Origin of the sequence: Chryseobacterium taichungense (assembly GCF_900109935.1) — a bacterium.
Lineage (GTDB): Bacteria > Bacteroidota > Bacteroidia > Flavobacteriales > Weeksellaceae > Chryseobacterium > Chryseobacterium taichungense.
This window is the reverse complement of sequence record NZ_FOBV01000008.1, coordinates 144,480-162,430: the sequence shown is the minus strand read 5'-3', so window position 1 is coordinate 162,430 and position 17,951 is coordinate 144,480. Positions and strand designations below refer to the sequence as shown.

Below are 17,951 nucleotides of genomic sequence, written 5' to 3'. Positions count from 1 at the left end.
TGTTAATTCGAAATGGACCAAAATGTCTATTGCGAATATTTTGACGACCCAAGATTGTGCACAGAAAGGTTTTAATGTTTGTTCTCAATCTTATAAAAATGTAAAAGCGCTGCCCGTTTGCGGTAAAAATTTCTCTAAGTTTTTAAGCTCAGCGGATGTTGATGGAGATTATGAAAGTTCCACAAACGAGCATTTTGAAATCTGTGAGGTTTTTCCTTCTGCTTCTACTAAACCAATTTATAGTTTTTTTACTTCTTATCTCCATTTACTGCAACTTTTCTGAGAATTACTAAATGTTAATGTTTAATCAAGTTTAGTAATCAAAAATTTTCAATGAAAACAAAAAGTCTCATATGGTGCAGTCTCGCATTGATATGCACATGGTCATGTGGTAAAAACCATCAGAATAAAAATAAAAGCACTAAAGAAGTTCCTGTTTATGTCGTAAAGCAGAAAGATACTTTGGTAACCAATCAGTTTGTAACCGATATTCAGGCTAAAAGAAATGTAGAAATACGTTCCCGGCTGAGTGGCATCATTCAGAAGATATATGTCAACGAAGGTCAATTCGTAAGAAAAGGACAGGCATTATTTAAGATCAATGATGCCGAGCTTCAGGTTGAATTGCTGAAGGCAACTGCAAGCCTGAAACAAACTACGGCCGATGTTCGTATTGCAGAAGTAGAACAGAAGCAGGTCCAAAGTCTGCACAGCAAAAAATTTGTTGCCGATAATGAATTGGAGCTTGCCAAAGCCAAACTTTCTTCTGCAAGGGCAAAATATGCGTTTGCAGATGCCGAAAGAAAAGCAGTGTTGCAAAAGATCGATTTTTCAACCATTAAAGCTCCTTTTGACGGTGTTCTTGATATTATCCCGCATAAAGACGGCAGTCTTGTGACCAACGGAACATTGCTTACTACCTTATCGCAGCTCGATGAAGTCTATGCTTATTTTTCGATTCCGGAAAATCAGTATTTTGAACTGTTGGCTCATGACAAATTGGGAAAGCATCAGAAAATCGAATTGACATTACCTAATGGTGCAGCTTATCAATTTAGCGGCACTTTGAAGTCGGCTGAAAGTGAGATCGACCGGGCAACGGGTTCCATTCGCTATAAAGTTCTGTTTCCCAATCCTGATCATTTGATCAAACACGGTGCGTCCGGAAAACTTTCTATTTCGGAAGTTCAGAATAATGCCATAATGATCCCTCAGAAAGCAACGTTTTCCATTCAGGATAAAACCTACATTTTCAAAGTGGATAAGAACAACAAAGTAAAGATGACCAACATAGAGGTCAAAACGGCTCTGAAAGATTCATACGTCGTGGAAAGCGGCCTCAAAAAAGGAGATTTGATTATTTACGAAGGCACGCAATCGCTGAAAGACGGAGATCAGATCACAATCAAAAACAGACTTTAATTCTTAAATAATCAATCATGGTAGAAATGTTTATAAAGCGAAAGGTTCTTTCGCTCGTGATTTCCATTGTCTTTGTTTTGGTAGGAATTATGGCCTTAATGAAGATGCCGATCACCCAATTTCCAGATATCGTTCCGCCTTCGGTAACGGTGACGGCCAAATATACCGGAGCGAATGCCGAGGTGTCTGCAGATGCAGTGGCACTGCCTTTAGAACGTGCCATCAATGGCGTTCCGGGAATGACCTATATGTCCACAGTGACTTCCAATGACGGTTTGACGTTGATCCAGGTGTTCTTCGAGGTAGGAACGGATCCAGATCTGGCGGCAGTCAATGTTCAGAACAGGGTAACCACCATTCTGGATGAATTGCCGGAAGAGGTGATCAGAGCCGGGGTTACCACCGAAAAAGAAGTGAACAGTATGTTGATGTATCTCAACATCACCAGTACAGACCCAAGTCAGGATGAGCAGTTTATTTACAATTTTACAGACATCAATGTTCTTCAGGAACTGAAACGTCTGGATGGAGTGGGCCGTGCTGAAATCATGGGGCAGAAAGAATATTCGATGCGGGTGTGGCTTGACCCTCAGAAAATGGCAGCGTACAATATTTCGGCGGATGAAGTGGTAAATTCCCTTCAGAAACAGAATATTTCCGCAGCTCCCGGAAAAGTAGGGGAATCATCCGGTAAAAAGGCCGGTCAGCTGCAATATGTTGTAAAATACAAAGGTAAATTTTTTGAGCCTAAGCAGTACGAAGAGATCCCGGTCAGGGCCGATGAAGAAGGAACGATCTTAAAGCTGAAAGATATTGCCAAAGTAGAATTTGGGGCAATGACGTACGGAATGGTTTCGAAGACCGACGGGAGGCCTTCCGCATCGATAATGTTAAAGCAGAGGCCTGGTTCAAATGCTTCGGAAGTCATCCAGAATGTAAAGGATAAGATGGCTGAGCTGAAAATGAATTCTTTTCCTCCGGGAATGGATTACAATCTGGCGTATGATGTTTCGAGATTCCTGGATGCATCCATCAGTGCAGTATTGCATACTTTGATCGAAGCATTTATTTTGGTAGCTATTGTCGTATTTCTTTTCCTTCAGGATTGGCGTTCTACCTTGATCCCTGTTTTGGCAGTTCCTGTGGCATTGGTCGGAACGTTTGCCTTTATGGACATGCTTGATTTCTCCGTGAATTTATTAACGCTTTTTGCGTTGGTTTTAGCCATCGGAATTGTTGTCGATAATGCGATTGTCGTTGTCGAGGCAGTCCATGTTAAAATGGAAGAGGGTTTTCCACCTTACCAGGCCACGGTTATTGCGACAAAAGAGATTGCAGGAGCGGTCGTGGCGATCACCTTGGTCATGTCGGCAGTGTTTGTTCCGGTGGCATTTCTGGATGGTCCGGTCGGCGTTTTCTATAGACAGTTCTCTTTAACGCTGGCGATAAGCATCGTGATCTCGGGGATCAATGCCTTGACACTGACTCCGGCTTTATGTGCTTTAATTTTAAAACCTCACAACCACGATAAAAAGAAAGGAATTATTGACAAATTCTTTATTAAGTTCAATATTTTCCTTGAAAAAATAACCAAAGGATATGTGAAAGTCTTATCTAAGTTTGCCACCCGAACCATGGTTACTTTCGGACTGCTTTTCTTATTTGTTTTCCTGATCGGATTGACTTCGAAATTTTTGCCTTCAGGCTTTATCCCGATGGAAGACCAGGGAATGGCCTACGTGAGCGTTACAACTCCTCAAGGTGCGACTGTTGAACGAACGGAAAAGGTTTTAGATGAAATTACAGCGATTGCCAAAAAAATCGATGGGGTAGAAAATGTAACGACTTTGGCGGGTTACAGCGTAGTGACTGAAATAGCAGGCTCGTCATACGGTATGGCAATGATCAATCTCAGAGACTGGAAAGAAAGAAATAAGTCTGTTGAAGATTTTATTAAAGAACTTACTGAAAAAACAAAGGGAATCTCTGATGCTGAAATTGAGGTCTTTGCACCACCTACCGTTCCGGGATTCGGTAATACGAGTGGTTTTGAACTCCGGCTTCTCGACAGGACAGGCGGAAGTATCGAAAATATGGATAAGGTCACCAAAGATTTTGTCAAAAAACTGAATGAAGCACCCGAACTGAAAAACAGCTTCACAAGTTTTGATGCCACTTTCCCTCAATACATGATCAATATCGATTATGACATGGCGGCAAAAAAAGGAATCTCGGTGGATAATGCGATGTCGACCTTGCAGACGATGTTAGGTTCTTATTATGCTACCAATTTTATCCGATTCAGGCAGATGTACAAAGTAATGGTTCAGGCAAGTCCGGAATATCGTGAAACGCCGGAAAGCATCCTGAACTTATACTTAAAAAATGACAAAGGGGAAATGGTTCCTTTTTCAACCTTTATAACAATTGAAAGAGTTTACGGACCGGAAGTTTTAACACGATATAACATGTATATGTCCGCGATGATCAACGGTGAACCTTCCGAAGGGTACAGTTCCGGAGATGCCATTGCGGTGGTTGAAAAAGTCGCTGAACAAAGTCTTCCGAAAGGTTTTGAGATTGAGTGGTCGGGAATGACAAGGGAAGAGATCTTATCGGGTAATCAGACCATTTATATCTTTATTGTCTGTCTGGTTTTTGTGTATCTTTTATTATCTGCACAATATGAGAGTTTCCTTTTACCACTGCCAGTTTTACTGAGTTTACCCACGGGGATTTTCGGTTCTTATATTGCGTTGCTGGTTTGCGGATTAGATAACAATATTTACGCACAGGTCGCCTTGGTCATGCTGATAGGATTGCTGGCTAAAAATGCCATCCTGATTGTAGAATTTGCTGTTGCCAGTCATAAAGACGGCAATGCTATTATTCCCGCAGCAATTGAAGGCGCAAAACAACGTCTCCGTCCGATCCTGATGACATCCTTTGCATTTATTGCAGGTTTGATTCCGCTGTGTGTCGCTTCCGGAGCAGGAGCTATCGGAAACCGTTCGATCGGAACCGCGGCCGCTGGAGGAATGCTTATCGGAACCGTTTTCGGACTGGTGATCATTCCTGGATTATACATTTTTTTCGCAACCCTTGAAAACAGAAAGAAGAATGAAATTAGATAAATTAAAATTTGCGGTCTGGAGTACAGCCACATTGGCATTAACGTCTTGCGCTGTTCCAAAAGTAACCGCCATAAAAGAAGTAAAAGAAACGCCTGAATTACAAAACTCTGAAACCATCGCAACCAGGGGAGATTTTACCGGAATTGATCTGAAGACCTATTTCACAGACCGGAATCTTCTGAAACTTTTTGAACAGGTAAAACAGGCCAATCCGGATTTTAAAATTGCTCAGCAACGTGTTGAAATGGCGAACAGTTTTCTGAAACGTTCGAGGACGGAACTGCTTCCGTCTTTAGATGTCGGAGCGACTATATCGGGTGACCGTTATGGAAAATATACGATGGAGGGCGTAGGGAACTATGATACCAATCTTTCTTCAAACATCACCGAACAACAGAAGATCAATACGGATTTCACACCCAATTACTGGATGGGCGCAAGAAGCAGCTGGGAAATCGATGCCTGGGGAAAACTGAAAAACAAAAAGCTTTCTGCACAGAATAAATTTCTGGCTTCAGAAGAAGGCTTGAAACTGATTCAAATTGATCTGTTTACCGATATCGCTAATCTGTATTATGATCTTATCGCTTTAGACAAGCGTCTGAAAATTTATCAGGACAATTACAATTTGCAGAAAAGAGCTTTTGAAATCATTAAGGCTCAGCGTGAAGTCGGGAAAGTCACCGATCTTGCCGTTCAGCAGTTTAAGGCTCAGAACAACAACTGGCTGGCGGAAATCGAGCACATAAAAGTCGAAATTGTAACGGTAAAACAAGCTATTGCAACTTTGACAGGAGTCTACGGTGGTGAAATTGAAAGAGGTTCGACACTTGTGTCAACTAATTTTGAGATTTTGAATAAGAACATCAATGTGGATGCAGTCATTCATTCGAGACCAGATGTCGTAGCCAATTACTATTCACTGAAGGCTTCACACGCTGATGCAAAAGCGGCAAGAGCCGCATTTTACCCCAGAATTGATCTGGGTGTAACCTTTGGACTGAACTCTTTTTCAGCAGAAACATTTTTTAGGCCGGCTTCTCTGGCAGGTCAGCTTTTAGGCGGATTGATGGTTCCTGTTTTCAACAAAGGACAATTGAAATATGACTTCAATATTGCCAACAGTGAGCAGGAAATTGCCTTTTTAAATTATCAGAAAAGTGTAACGACTGCTTTTAATGAACTTCAGTCTATTGTAAAACAGACAAAGATATTTCATCGCGTTCTGGATTTGAAAGAAGAGGAAGTCCGATTTCTTGAGAAAGGGATTGAAGTTTCCAATGATTTGTACATTACGGGCTACGCCAATTATTTTGAATTGATCAATGCTCAAAGAAGCAAGCTTCAGGCAGAACTGGATCTGCTTAGATTCCAGCATGAGAATACAAGGAATAATGTATTGCTGTTTAAAGCTTTAGGAGGAAGGCTGCAATAACACATTAAATTTCTAATATTTAATCGATAATATTATGGACGTTTTTTTTAGTCCTCAGTTAATTACTTGTAATATGTTGACTTAAAAAGTTCTGAGAACCTGGTTAAAATATTTTTTGTAAATTACTTATCGTTTAAATGACTAACAGGGCAGGGTTTGCTGTTTTGATACATATCCATTGCCCATTTAAATTATATATGATTATGAAGATAGGCCTTATTGGTTTTGGAAAAGCCGGGAAAGCCGTAGCTAATGTAATTCTTGGCAGTAAGGACTTTTCCTTAGAGTGGGTGTTAAAAAACAAAAGTGAACCAGGACTGTCAACAGCCAAAGTAGCTTTGAATATAGAAGCTGATGACGCAAGTATTATTTATTCGAGATCAGGGATGGAGATGGATCGATTTTTTGAGATACATCCTGTAGATATCATCGTAGATTTTTCAGATGCGGAGAGCATTTTACAATACGGCAGCACCGCCGCAAGTCATCGGATAAAGATCATATCTGCCATCTCACATTATCAGGAGGAGCAGATTGCCTATTTGGAAGAACTTTCTAAGTCTACAACGGTATTCTGGTCGCCCAATATTACGCTGGGTGTCAACTATCTCCTGTTTGCTGCCTCACTGTTGAAAAATATTGCCCCCGGTGTCGATATCGAACTAATAGAAGAGCACTTTAAAGCCAAATCCGGTGTATCAGGCACAGCGGTTAGAATTGCCGAAACATTAGACCTTGAGACCGACTCTATCAATTCTGTCCGTGCTGGAGGGATTGTGGGCAAACACGAGGTTATCTTCGGATTTCCCTACCAGACCGTGAGACTTGTTCACGAATCCATATCCCGTGAAGCATTTGGAAGCGGGGCATTGTTTGTAGCGGAAAATCTGAAAGACAAAAAAGAAGGCTTTTACAATTTTGAGGACATACTTCGCCCTTATTTCTTCGATCAGGCCAGCTCATTATCCTAATGATGCATCAGCGTAGTCTCTCGATCATTCTTTTCATCTCATCAATTTCCCTTTGTTGCGATCGGATGATGCTGTCAGCCAATTTTCTGACCTCAGGATCTTTGATATCTGCATTTCTGCTGGTCATAATTGCAGAGGAATGATGAGGGATCATCGCTTTGAGATATTGTTCATCATCAATGGGTACCTGCTTCCTGATACCTGTTAAGGTGAGTGCGAAAACCAAGGCTGAAGCCACAATTATTATGCGGTTGTACTTTTTATTAGGATACATTTTTTCCATCATAATGATCATCAGAATAGCCATTGGACATATCATCATAACCGCCATGTAAATTCTGGTAAGACTTGTATAATAATCGTTGATGGAATTCATATTCAGGAACATCATCAAATACATCAGAACAGCTGATATGGCGAGCGTGATCAATAATTTTTTGTAGTTCATAATTTTGGATTTATATTAATTACAGCAAATAGCAGACCTAATAAAGATATATAGGAGTTATTTAAATTTATATACTTGGTTTAAAAAAATAATATATTGTACTCTATTTTTGATTATAGATGATTGTTGAAAGTTCTTCAAGTTTATTCAAATCTTCTACAAAAGTGTTCGGAAAATGCACCGCTGAGTCACTTAAGGAGACAACTATTTTTTAGTTGTCTCTTTTTTGTAGCCATAAATATCTCTTTGTCAAACCTTTATGATTTGACTTTTAGTGTTCGACATTTTAAACGTAAAATGCTTAGTCTGTTTGAAAAAAACAGTCTGAAATTACCACAGTAGGCTTGTAGTCTACAATTGTTAAGTGTTCGAAATCTTCTTAAGGTTAGGGCTTTTTCTCTTTTTGATTTATTGTAGATCTTTGATATTAAAGATAATAATTCTAATATAATTTTACCTTTCTTTTATTTCCCATACTATCATTCTTGTCTGTAATAATAATTGCTTGTTATTAATAGATATTCTTCTGAAAAATCTAAATTCTGATAAAAAGACTTTTGGATTAAATTTTATTTCTAAATTTGCCATATGAATTTCTTGAGACTATTCCTTACAATCTATTTTGCGGTACTAACTGTATTACCGTGCAATGATGTCAAGGCACAGTCATCCGCTGGAGAATTCACAAAAATATCCAGCTATTCAGAGGATTCTCACTCCAAAGACAAAGGAGATATATGTTCTCCACTTTGCATTTGTAATTGCTGCCAGATGACAGTAGGTTCATTTAAGATAGAGCCAATATTAAGTTTTCCTGAGCAGATAAAATTGTATTATTCCAAGAAAATTCTTTTCCACAAGAATGATTTTGCTTATTTGGTGTATGACCAGATATGGCAACCGCCTAAGATTTAATTTTTATTTTTTTTTTGAAAGTTAACTTTCAAAATATGTTGTAAAACATTGCAATATCATTGCATTGTTTACAGCTCTACATTTGCTGTAACCTTATGTTTGGGAATTTCCAAACTTATTGTGTTGGCAGTTTCAATAAAAATTAAATCAAAATTCTGTGTTAGATAAAATCATAAAATTTAGCATCAAGAACAAGATTGTCATTGGTATTATGACCTTGTTGTTGATTATATGGGGTATTTGGAGTGCAACCAAATTACCAATAGATGCTGTTCCCGATATTACAAATAATCAGGTACAAATAATTACAGTATGTCCAACTCTTGCGGGACAGGAAGTCGAACAATTAGTAACATTTCCAATAGAACAAAGTATTGCAAACGTTCCAGATATTGAAGAAACTAGAAGTATTTCGAGATTTGGACTTTCTGTGATAACAGTTGTGTTCAAGGAAGATGTTGATATTTACTTTGCCCGCCAGTTGATTAGCGAGCAATTAAAACAGGCTGTAGAAGAGATTCCAAAAGGAGTCGGTACTCCGGAAATGGCTCCTGTAAGTACGGGGTTAGGAGAAGTTTACCAATATATCCTACATCCAAAGAAAGGAAGTGAAAATAAATATACATCCAAGGAACTAAGAACAATGCAGGATTGGATTGTTAGGAGGCAGCTTAATGGAACTCCGGGTGTGGCTGAGGTCAATAGTTTTGGTGGAGAATTAAAGCAATATGAAGTTGCAATAGACCCGAATCGTCTTAAAGCGATGGATATTAGTATTACGGATATTTTCACTGCTTTAGAAAAAAATAATCAGAACACAGGTGGTGCGTATATAGATAAGAAGCCTAATGCCTATTTCATTCGTGGAATTGGTATTGTAACATCCTTAGAAGATGTTAAAAATATTCCTGTAAAAAACAATACCGGAAGTGTTCCTATTTTTATCAAAGATGTAGCAGATGTTCAATTTGGTAAAGCGGTAAGATACGGAGCAATGACCTATAACGGAAAGGTAGATGCAGTTGGAGGTATTGTGATGATGCTGAAAGGTGCTAATAGTAATGAAGTAGTGAATAACATCAAGGATAAAATTCCTACAATTCAAAAGTCTCTTCCAAACGATATAGTAATAGAACCTTTTCTGGACAGAACCGATTTGGTAGGTAGAGCTATCAGTACAGTTGAGAAAAATTTAATTGAAGGAGCGCTAATCGTCATTTTTGTACTAGTTATTTTCTTAGGTAATCTTAGAGCAGGTCTCATTGTGGCATCAGCCATTCCCCTTTCTCTTTTGTTCGCTCTGGGGATGATGAATGTTTTTGGCGTTAGTGCCAATCTGATGAGTTTGGGAGCAATCGATTTTGGATTGATTGTGGACGGTGCTGTAATTATTGTCGAAGCCACGCTTCATCACTTAGGTTTAAGGAAAAGCACCAAGATGCTGACTCAATCTGAAATGGATGAAGAGGTTTTTCTTTCAGCGTCTAAAATTAGAAGCAGTGCTGCTTTTGGAGAGATTATCATCCTAATTGTTTACATCCCAATTTTAACACTTGCAGGCGTAGAAGGAAAGATGTTTACTCCAATGGCAAAAACAGTTGGTTTTGCTATTCTTGGAGCATTGATTTTGTCTTTAACATATATCCCTATGATGAGTGCTTTGTTCCTTTCAAAAAAAGTATCTCATAAAGAAACGTTCTCAGACAAGATGATGAATAAGTTGCAGAACATTTACCAACCGATGTTGGAAAAAGCGATTAGATTCAAATATTGGATAGTTGGAGCAACTCTATCATTGTTTGTTGTCAGCTTATTGATTTTCAAAAATATGGGTGGCGAGTTCATCCCACAATTACAGGAAGGAGATTATGCCTTTCACTGCATTTTGCCACAAGGAAGTTCTCTTAGTCAGAGCATAGAAACATCTATGCAGGCATCCAGAATTATTAAAGAATTTGATGAAGTTAAAATGGTTGTTGGAAAAACAGGTTCAGCAGAAGTTCCAACTGACCCTATGCCTCCAGAAGCTACGGATTTGATTGTAGTACTTAAACCTCAGGACGAATGGAAAACCAAGAAATCTTATGAAGAATTAGCAGATGAAATCAGTGAAAAATTAGAAGTAATTCCCGGTGTTTTCTTTGAAAAAAATCAACCAATCCAGATGCGTTTCAATGAATTGATGACTGGAATCAGACAAGATGTAGCGGTTAAGATTTTTGGAGAAAATCTAGATTCTTTAGCAATTTACGCAGATAAAGTTTCAAAGGTTATTCAGACGGTAGATGGAGCAACGTCTCCACAAATTGAAAGGGTAAGTGGTCTTCCCCAAATCAATGTGGAATATGACAGAACCAGAATGGCAAACTATGGATTGAATATCGAAGATGTTAATAATGCTCTGAGTACAGCTTTTGCAGGAAAATCAGCTGGGCAGGTTTTTGAAAATGAAAGGAGATTTGATTTAGTGGTAAGATTAGACAGTCTTCACAGAACCAATATGGATGATGTCAATACTCTAATGATTTCCACCAATTCCGGAGCGCAGATTCCTCTTTCTCAAGTTGCAAATATTAGCTATAAATTGGGGCCGGCTCAAATCAGCCGTGAAGAAGGAAAAAGAAGAATTGTAATTGGTTTCAATGTGAAAGGTCGTGATGTAGAAAGTGTTGTGAATGATATTCAGCAAAAGCTGGATAAGCAGATAAAACTGCCTTCAGGATACTATTTCACTTACGGAGGTCAGTTTGAAAATCTACAGGCTGCAAGTAAAAGGTTGATGATTGCTGTTCCGGTTTCTCTCTTACTCATTTTTATGCTATTGTATTTTACATTCAGTTCTTTCAAACAAGCAGGATTAATATTTACGGCAATTCCGATGAGTGCAATAGGAGGTGTATTCGCATTAGTCATAAGAGATATGCCATTCAGTATCAGCGCAGGAATTGGATTCATCGCATTGTTTGGTGTTGCTGTTCTCAACGGTATAGTACTGATTGGAACTTTCAACCAATTGGAAAAAGATGGAGAAACTGATGTTTTAAAAAGAGTGATGGAAGGAACTAAGACAAGGCTTCGTCCGGTATTGATGACTGCTGCAGTAGCCTCTTTAGGATTTTTACCAATGGCTATCTCTACAGGAGCAGGTGCTGAAGTACAAAAACCTTTGGCAACTGTAGTCATCGGAGGATTGGTTACAGCGACTTTCCTTACATTATTCGTTTTGCCGATGTTATACATTATTTTTAATACAAAAATTAACAGAAGAAAATTGAAGGTAAAACCTTTGACGACTGTTATAATTTTTGGAATGCTGATGTTTGGTCAGACTCTTACAGCGCAAAGCAGAGCATTGTCTATAGAGCAGGCGACACAGATAGCTTTGGAAAATAATGACCAGATAAAATCAAAAGATTTGGACATCAAAGTTAGTGAAGCATTGAAGCCAACAGCGAACGAACTGCCTAAAATGAATTTTGATGCGTTACTTGGTCAGTACAATAGCCCAAAGTTCGACCAGTCATTTTCCATTTCGCAAAATATTCCGTTTCCGACTTTATTTAAAGCAAGAAAAGAACTTATTGCAGAAGAAATCAAAGCAAAGCAGATTGATAAAGCTGTTTCTGCGAACGAACTCGCTAAACAGGTAAGAACCTATTATTATCAGATTGAATATTTACAATATAACCAATCACAACTTTCTTATCTGGATAGTTTGTATCAGGATTTTATAAGGATTGCAACTGTTAGATTCAAAGCAGGAGATATCAAGAAAATTGAAATCAACACGGCTGAAACACAAAGGGGTGAAATCAATCTTCTACTCAACCAAAACAAGGTTTATCTCAGCAATGCTTATCAAAATCTAAAAATTTTATTGAATACTAAAGATGAATTTCAGATTTCAGCTAATAGAAATTATGAGCCGTTAAAAGCAGAGTATATTTTGGATAGTACAGCTATTGCTAATCATCCAACCGTGAGAGCTTTTTATCAGCAAATGGAAATTGCAGAAAAAAATAAAGCAGTACAAAAGTCTCAAGGTATGCCGGAATTTAATATTGGATATACGAATCAATCGTTAATTGGTTTTCACACTGCCAACGGTCAGGAAAAATTTTATAATGCTGGAAATCGATTCAGTAGCGTAGGCTTAGGTGTCGCTATTCCTCTGACTTTCGGAGCAACAAAAGCAAGAGTTCAGTCTCTGGAATATGAAAAGCAAGCGGCAGAGACTAATGCAAAGTTTCAACAGAAGCAGTTGTCAGTACAGTTGGAGAATATGCTGAGTCAGTACCAGCAGAATGTTTTACAATATGATTATTATGTAAAGCAAGCTTTGCCAAATGCCGAAAAAATTGTGAAAGCAGGACAGCTTGGTTACAAGACAGGAGAAATCTCTTACGTGGAATATCTTTTTGCTTTACAGACAGCAACCAATATTCAATTAAAATACCTTGAGTCCATCCAACAGGTCAATCAAGCTGTAATTACTATTAATTCATTAATCAATAAATAAAATGATGATAAAAGGAAAAATCATATATATCGCACTAATTTCTGTCTTACTTGCTAGTTGTGAGAAAAAAGAAGAAGCTGCCACAGAGAATGCCGAAAAAGTATCTCAAGAAAGCACTCACGAAGAAGCACCTCAAACAATCGCCTCTCTAACTGAGGAGCAGATAAAAGCGGTAGGTATTACATTAGGCAAAGTAGAAATGAAAGAATTGACCTCTACTATCAAAGCTAATGGAGCGTTGCGTGTTCCCAACAATAATAAAGCAACTGTAACATCGCTTTATGGAGGTGTCATCAAAACACTAAATGTACAGATTGGAGATTACATCAAGAAAGGACAGGTCATTGCTACCATCTCTAATCCAGAATACATCCAGTTGCAGGAACAATATCTTACTGTAAACAACAGAATTATTTTTGCCGAACAGGAATATAGAAGACAAAAAGAATTGTTTGATAATGATGCAGGAGCAAAGAAAAATCTTCAAAGTTCCGACGCTGAACTCAAAACATTGCGTACTCAAAGAGCATCATTGTTAAGACAACTTCAAATGATGGGCATCAATCCTGGAAAAATCAATAATGGTAATTTAAGAGCAGGATTGAGTATTACTTCTCCGATAAGTGGTACAATAAGTAATATCAATGCACAAATTGGAAGTTATGTAGATATTTCCGCACCTGTTGCTGAGGTTATAGACAACGGCTCGATTCATTTGGACTTACAGGTTTTTGAAAAAGATTTACCGAAGATGCGAGTTGGTCAAATTGTTCATTTCAAATTGACCAACAATCCGGAAACCGAATATGATGCGAAAATATATAGCATTGGCTCATCATTCGAAAATGACAGTAAAACAATTTCAGTTCATTGTGCTGTAACTGGTAACAAAGCTGGGTTGATTGATGGAATGAACATCACAGGGATTGTAAGTCTTGATAAAAGCACAACACCAGCAGTTCCAGATGAAGCCATCGTTGAAGCTGACGGAAAATATTATGTTTTCGTAAAAACCAACAAAAAGATTGAAGAACATAATGAAGCGGAAGGCGAACACGCAAATGAAAAGAAGATATCAGAAAAAGAATCAAAAACGATAAATTTTGAAAAAACTGAAGTTGTTAAAGGCTCTTCTGATATGGGTTATACTGCAATTACTACAGTAAATGCAATTCCTGCAAATATTGATATAGTAATAAAAGGAGCATTTTTTGTGAATGCTAAATTATCTAATGCTGGAGAACACGAACATTAACTAATTTCTAAAATATTAAAAATGGCTTTAAAAGAAGAACTTGAAAAACAAGGAAATTGGCTTTTCAGATACAGAAGTTTCTTACCACTTATAGTTTTGGTTGTTGGTTTAGCGGTTTTAGTCCAAACTAGTTTAAAAAAAGAAAGTTTTGATTGTTCAATTTACTATGAACTGTTTTGTCTGTTTGTAAGCATCATTGGTTTGGGAATAAGAATTTATACCGTAGGTTTTACACCTAAGAACACTTCCGGAAGAAATACAAAAGAAGGTCAGGTTGCAGATAAACTTAACACTACGGGTATTTATAGTATTGTTAGAAATCCACTTTATTTAGGAAACTTTTTTATGTGGCTTGGCTTGGCAATGTTTACTGAAAATGTTTGGTTCATTATTTCCTTTATTCTTTTTTATTGGATTTACTACGAGCGAATCATCTTTGCTGAAGAGCAATTTTTGGAAAGAAAATTTGGAAATTATTACAGTTCTTGGGCAGAAAAAGTTCCTGTATTTATTCCTAATTTATCATTGTTTAAAAATAACGAGTTGACTTTCAGTGTTCAAAAAGTATTACTGAAAGAGAAAAACGGACTCTTTGCACTGTTTTTAATCTTTACAGTTTTTGATTTAATCGGAGAAACTATTCAGAATCACGGTCATTATAATTTCATTTTTATAGTTGGTGGTTTTGTAACTATGATGCTATATGTGGCATTGAAAATTGTAAAGACCAGAACTGCTTTTCTTAAAAATAACAGATAAAATCAAATTTCAAAACACATAAAGTTATGCTACTCAACAAAAGAATTTCAATTGGATACTTTGTTCGTCAAATCAAATTTCAAATTTTACTTATTGTATTGTTTGCCTTTGTAATGGGCTTTTTGGATGATATTGCAGTGTTTAAGAATATTTCGATTCCATTAAGTATTCCAGCACTTCTGGGTACGGCAGTTTCCCTGCTTCTAGCTTTTAGAACTGCACAATCGTATGAGAGATGGTGGGAAGCACGAACGGTTTGGGGGGCTATTGTGAATGACTCAAGGTCTTTGATAAGATTGGTTAAACAATTTGCCACCAATAATGATAGAGAGACGAAGATATTCGCTGAAAGACAGATTATTTGGGTTTATGCTTTAGGTGAAGCTTTAAGAAAACAGACTTTTTCAAATAGAGTAAAAGAATACTTGCAGTCACATCAAATTGTGGCTGCGAATATTCCTAATGCTTTACTTGATGAACACTCGAATCAAATCAGGAAAATTGCACAAGAAGGACATATTTCTGATTTTAAAGAAATTCAAATGAATGAGGTTGTTATGAGACTATGCGATAGTATGGGGAAATGTGAAAGATTGAAGAATACAGTATTTCCTAGAGCATACAGTATTTTGCTTCATACATTGATTTACGTGTTTGCATTTCTACTTCCTTTTGGGTTAGAAGATTCTCAATTAACGGTTGAGATTGCAACAACGATAATAGTTCCAATCATCTTCATTGCCATAGAAAAGACCGCAATCATAATGCAAGACCCATTTGAAAATACACCAGTTGATACCCCAATGACATCTTTGGCTCAAACTATAGAAATCAATATTCTTCAAATGATTGGCGAAGTAAACGTGCCAACAAAGAAAGAAAACACAAATTATTACGAAATGTAAATAGTAACCAATAATCATTAAATATTATGGAACATAAACATCAATATGATTCTAACGGAAAACAACTATGTTGTTCCCCTCAAGAAGAAAAAATAGATAAAAATGCAAACAAGCTTTTAAAAGAAGAAAAGCACAGCTCAGAAGATGGACATAGTCACGGTCATAGCGACGATGATGGTCACGACCACGGAAGTACGGATAAAACTACATTTGAAATGTTTTTGCCAGCCATTATTTCCTTAACTATTTTGTTAGCGGGGATAGGAATGGATAATTTCTTTCCACAACAATGGTTTACTGGATGGGTAAGAATTGTCTGGTATGCCGCAGCTTATGCACCTGTAGGCTTACCAGTATTGAAAGAAGCATACGAAAGTATTATGAAAGGTGATGTGTTTTCAGAATTTTTCCTGATGAGTATTGCAACCATCGGAGCATTTATAATAGGAGAATATCCGGAAGGAGTTGCAGTAATGCTGTTCTATGCAGTAGGAGAAGTTTTTCAAACTTTGGCAGTTACTAGAGCAAAAAGTAATATCAAAGCTTTGCTGGACCAAAGACCGGATGAGGTTACCATTTTAGAAAATAATACTCCCAAGACAATTAAAGCAAAAGAAGCAAAAATCGGAGATATTATTCAATTGAAATCAGGCGAAAAACTGGCTTTAGACGGAGAATTGATAAGTGATTCTGCATCATTCAACACCGCTGCTTTAACAGGCGAAAGTAAACCCGATACTAAAAATAAGGGCGAAGTTGTTCTGGCAGGGATGATTAATCTACAAACTGTAGCCCAGATTAAAATTACTACAGCATATGAAGACAGCAAGTTAAGTAAGATTCTTGAATTGGTTCAGAACGCGACTTCACAAAAAGCACCAACAGAACTTTTCATCAGAAAATTTGCAAGAATTTATACGCCAATAGTTGTTGTATTAGCTATTCTTATATGTGTAGTACCTTATTTTTTTGTAGATAATTACATATTTAGGGATTGGTTGTACAGAGCATTGATTTTCTTAGTGATTTCTTGTCCTTGTGCGTTGGTAATTTCAATTCCATTAGGCTATTTTGGGGGAATCGGAGCAGCTTCCCGCAATGGAATTTTATTTAAAGGAAGTAATTTCTTGGATAAGATTGCAGAAATCCAAAACGTTGTGATGGATAAAACCGGAACAATGACGGAAGGCGTGTTTGAAGTCCAAGAAGTGAATATCAATCCTGCTTTTGACAAAACTGAACTACTTCAAATGGTCAATACATTGGAAAGTAATAGTACACATCCTGTAGCGACAGCTATTCATCAATATGTTGGAGAAATAAATCAGTCCCTAAACTTTCAGAACGTTGAAGAAATAGCAGGACACGGTCTGAAAGCAAACGTAAAAGGTGATGAACTGTTGGTAGGGAATTTTAAGTTAATGGATAAATTTAATGTTAATTACGATATTAATCCTGCTGATATTATTTATACAGTTATTGCAATAGCTTATCAGGGGAAATTTGCGGGTTATATTACCATTGCTGACAGTATCAAAGAAGATGCAAAACTGACAGTAGAAAAACTGCACAATCTAAATGTAAAAGCCACAATGTTGAGTGGAGATAAAGGTACAGTAGTAAAATATGTAGCGCAACAATTGGGAATTGATAATGCTTTCGGAGACTTACTTCCGGAGGATAAAGTAAATAAAGTCAAAGAAATAAAATCTAAGAATGAAAGTGTAGCATTTGTTGGAGATGGTGTCAATGATGCGCCTGTGGTTGCTTTAAGTGATGTAGGTATTGCTATGGGAGGTTTGGGAAGTGATGCTACTATAGAAACAGCCGATGTGGTAATTCAGGATGACAGACCGTCTAAAATCCCAATGGCAATTAATATTGGAAAGAAGACAAAACAAATTGTCTGGCAGAATATTATTCTTGCTTTTGTTGTGAAAGCAATCGTTTTGGTTTTGGGAGCAGGTGGACTAGCTACAATGTGGGAAGCTGTTTTTGCAGATGTTGGTGTAGCATTATTAGCAATCTTAAATGCTGTGAGAATTCAAAAAATGAAGTTTTAATAATAAGAAATTGTATACAATTTTTTAAATACCAAATGGCATTGGTGGCATTTGGTATGTGTAAACTTTAGCAAAACTTATAAATAAAGAGTAGTGTCTATCTAACTTACACAGTTAGTTAGACA

12 protein-coding genes are annotated in these 17,951 nt (G+C 37.3%); 11 read left to right on the top strand and 1 reads right to left on the bottom strand.

Annotation, left to right across the window (positions count from 1 at the left end; translation table 11 throughout):
- The first annotated feature begins 22 nt into the window (after positions 1-22).
- The 5 genes from BMW64_RS16610 to BMW64_RS16590 all read left to right on the top strand — a co-directional run bounded on the left by BMW64_RS16610 (position 23) and on the right by BMW64_RS16590 (position 6,962).
- Positions 23-283, top strand: a complete 261-nt coding sequence (locus BMW64_RS16610) for a hypothetical protein (RefSeq protein ID WP_143052719.1) — start codon at positions 23-25, stop codon at positions 281-283.
- 50 nt (positions 284-333) lie between these two features.
- Positions 334-1,422 carry an efflux RND transporter periplasmic adaptor subunit gene (locus BMW64_RS16605; protein WP_090001148.1) on the top strand — a complete coding sequence of 363 codons (1,089 nt, stop codon included), beginning with the start codon at positions 334-336 and terminating at the stop codon, positions 1,420-1,422.
- 17 nt (positions 1,423-1,439) lie between these two features.
- Entirely contained in the window at positions 1,440-4,556 is a 3,117-nt protein-coding gene (locus BMW64_RS16600; protein WP_090001146.1) for an efflux RND transporter permease subunit, read from the top strand.
- Positions 4,543-5,991, top strand: a complete 1,449-nt coding sequence (locus BMW64_RS16595; protein WP_090001144.1) for a TolC family protein — start codon at positions 4,543-4,545, stop codon at positions 5,989-5,991. The genes BMW64_RS16600 and BMW64_RS16595 overlap by 14 nt, the downstream gene beginning before the upstream one ends.
- Positions 5,992-6,194: 203 nt before the next feature.
- Positions 6,195-6,962: a 4-hydroxy-tetrahydrodipicolinate reductase gene (locus tag BMW64_RS16590; protein ID WP_090001251.1), complete on the top strand. Its 768-nt coding sequence runs from the start codon at positions 6,195-6,197 to the stop codon at positions 6,960-6,962.
- Between the two features lie 7 nt (positions 6,963-6,969).
- Here the strand turns inward: BMW64_RS16590 and BMW64_RS16585 are convergent, their stop codons facing one another.
- On the bottom strand, positions 6,970-7,410 hold the full coding sequence (locus tag BMW64_RS16585; RefSeq protein WP_228400941.1) for a DUF305 domain-containing protein: 441 nt from the start codon (positions 7,408-7,410) through the stop codon (positions 6,970-6,972).
- 588 nt (positions 7,411-7,998) lie between these two features.
- Between BMW64_RS16585 and BMW64_RS21080 the strand changes: the two genes are divergently transcribed.
- From BMW64_RS21080 to BMW64_RS16555, 6 genes are all read left to right on the top strand, one after another.
- Positions 7,999-8,325 (top strand): DUF6660 family protein, encoded by a 327-nt coding sequence (locus tag BMW64_RS21080; protein ID WP_090001140.1) that lies wholly within the window; start codon positions 7,999-8,001, stop codon positions 8,323-8,325.
- 157 nt (positions 8,326-8,482) lie between these two features.
- Entirely contained in the window at positions 8,483-12,844 is a 4,362-nt protein-coding gene (locus BMW64_RS16575) for a CusA/CzcA family heavy metal efflux RND transporter (protein ID WP_090001138.1), read from the top strand.
- A 1-nt stretch (position 12,845) separates the two neighbouring features.
- Positions 12,846-14,099: an efflux RND transporter periplasmic adaptor subunit gene (locus tag BMW64_RS16570; protein ID WP_090001136.1), complete on the top strand. Its 1,254-nt coding sequence runs from the start codon at positions 12,846-12,848 to the stop codon at positions 14,097-14,099.
- Between the two features lie 21 nt (positions 14,100-14,120).
- On the top strand, positions 14,121-14,858 hold the full coding sequence (locus BMW64_RS16565; protein WP_090001134.1) for a methyltransferase family protein: 738 nt from the start codon (positions 14,121-14,123) through the stop codon (positions 14,856-14,858).
- 26 nt (positions 14,859-14,884) lie between these two features.
- Positions 14,885-15,763 (top strand): bestrophin family protein, encoded by an 879-nt coding sequence (locus BMW64_RS16560; protein WP_090001131.1) that lies wholly within the window; start codon positions 14,885-14,887, stop codon positions 15,761-15,763.
- Between the two features lie 26 nt (positions 15,764-15,789).
- Entirely contained in the window at positions 15,790-17,826 is a 2,037-nt protein-coding gene (locus BMW64_RS16555) for a heavy metal translocating P-type ATPase (RefSeq protein ID WP_090001128.1), read from the top strand.
- Positions 17,827-17,951 lie beyond the last annotated feature (125 nt).

Bases quoted from the DNA above. Each gene is read 5' to 3' on its own strand.
- BMW64_RS16610 (WP_143052719.1), top strand. From the start codon at position 23: ATGTCTATTGCGAATATTTTGACGACCCAAGATTGTGCACAGAAAGGT.
- BMW64_RS16605 (WP_090001148.1), top strand. From the start codon at position 334: ATGAAAACAAAAAGTCTCATATGGTGCAGTCTCGCATTGATATGCACA.
- BMW64_RS16600 (WP_090001146.1), top strand. From the start codon at position 1,440: ATGGTAGAAATGTTTATAAAGCGAAAGGTTCTTTCGCTCGTGATTTCC.
- BMW64_RS16595 (WP_090001144.1), top strand. From the start codon at position 4,543: ATGAAATTAGATAAATTAAAATTTGCGGTCTGGAGTACAGCCACATTG.
- BMW64_RS16590 (WP_090001251.1), top strand. From the start codon at position 6,195: ATGAAGATAGGCCTTATTGGTTTTGGAAAAGCCGGGAAAGCCGTAGCT.
- BMW64_RS16585 (WP_228400941.1), bottom strand. From the start codon at position 7,410: ATGAACTACAAAAAATTATTGATCACGCTCGCCATATCAGCTGTTCTG.
- BMW64_RS21080 (WP_090001140.1), top strand. From the start codon at position 7,999: ATGAATTTCTTGAGACTATTCCTTACAATCTATTTTGCGGTACTAACT.
- BMW64_RS16570 (WP_090001136.1), top strand. From the start codon at position 12,846: ATGATGATAAAAGGAAAAATCATATATATCGCACTAATTTCTGTCTTA.
- BMW64_RS16565 (WP_090001134.1), top strand. From the start codon at position 14,121: ATGGCTTTAAAAGAAGAACTTGAAAAACAAGGAAATTGGCTTTTCAGA.
- BMW64_RS16560 (WP_090001131.1), top strand. From the start codon at position 14,885: ATGCTACTCAACAAAAGAATTTCAATTGGATACTTTGTTCGTCAAATC.
- BMW64_RS16555 (WP_090001128.1), top strand. From the start codon at position 15,790: ATGGAACATAAACATCAATATGATTCTAACGGAAAACAACTATGTTGT.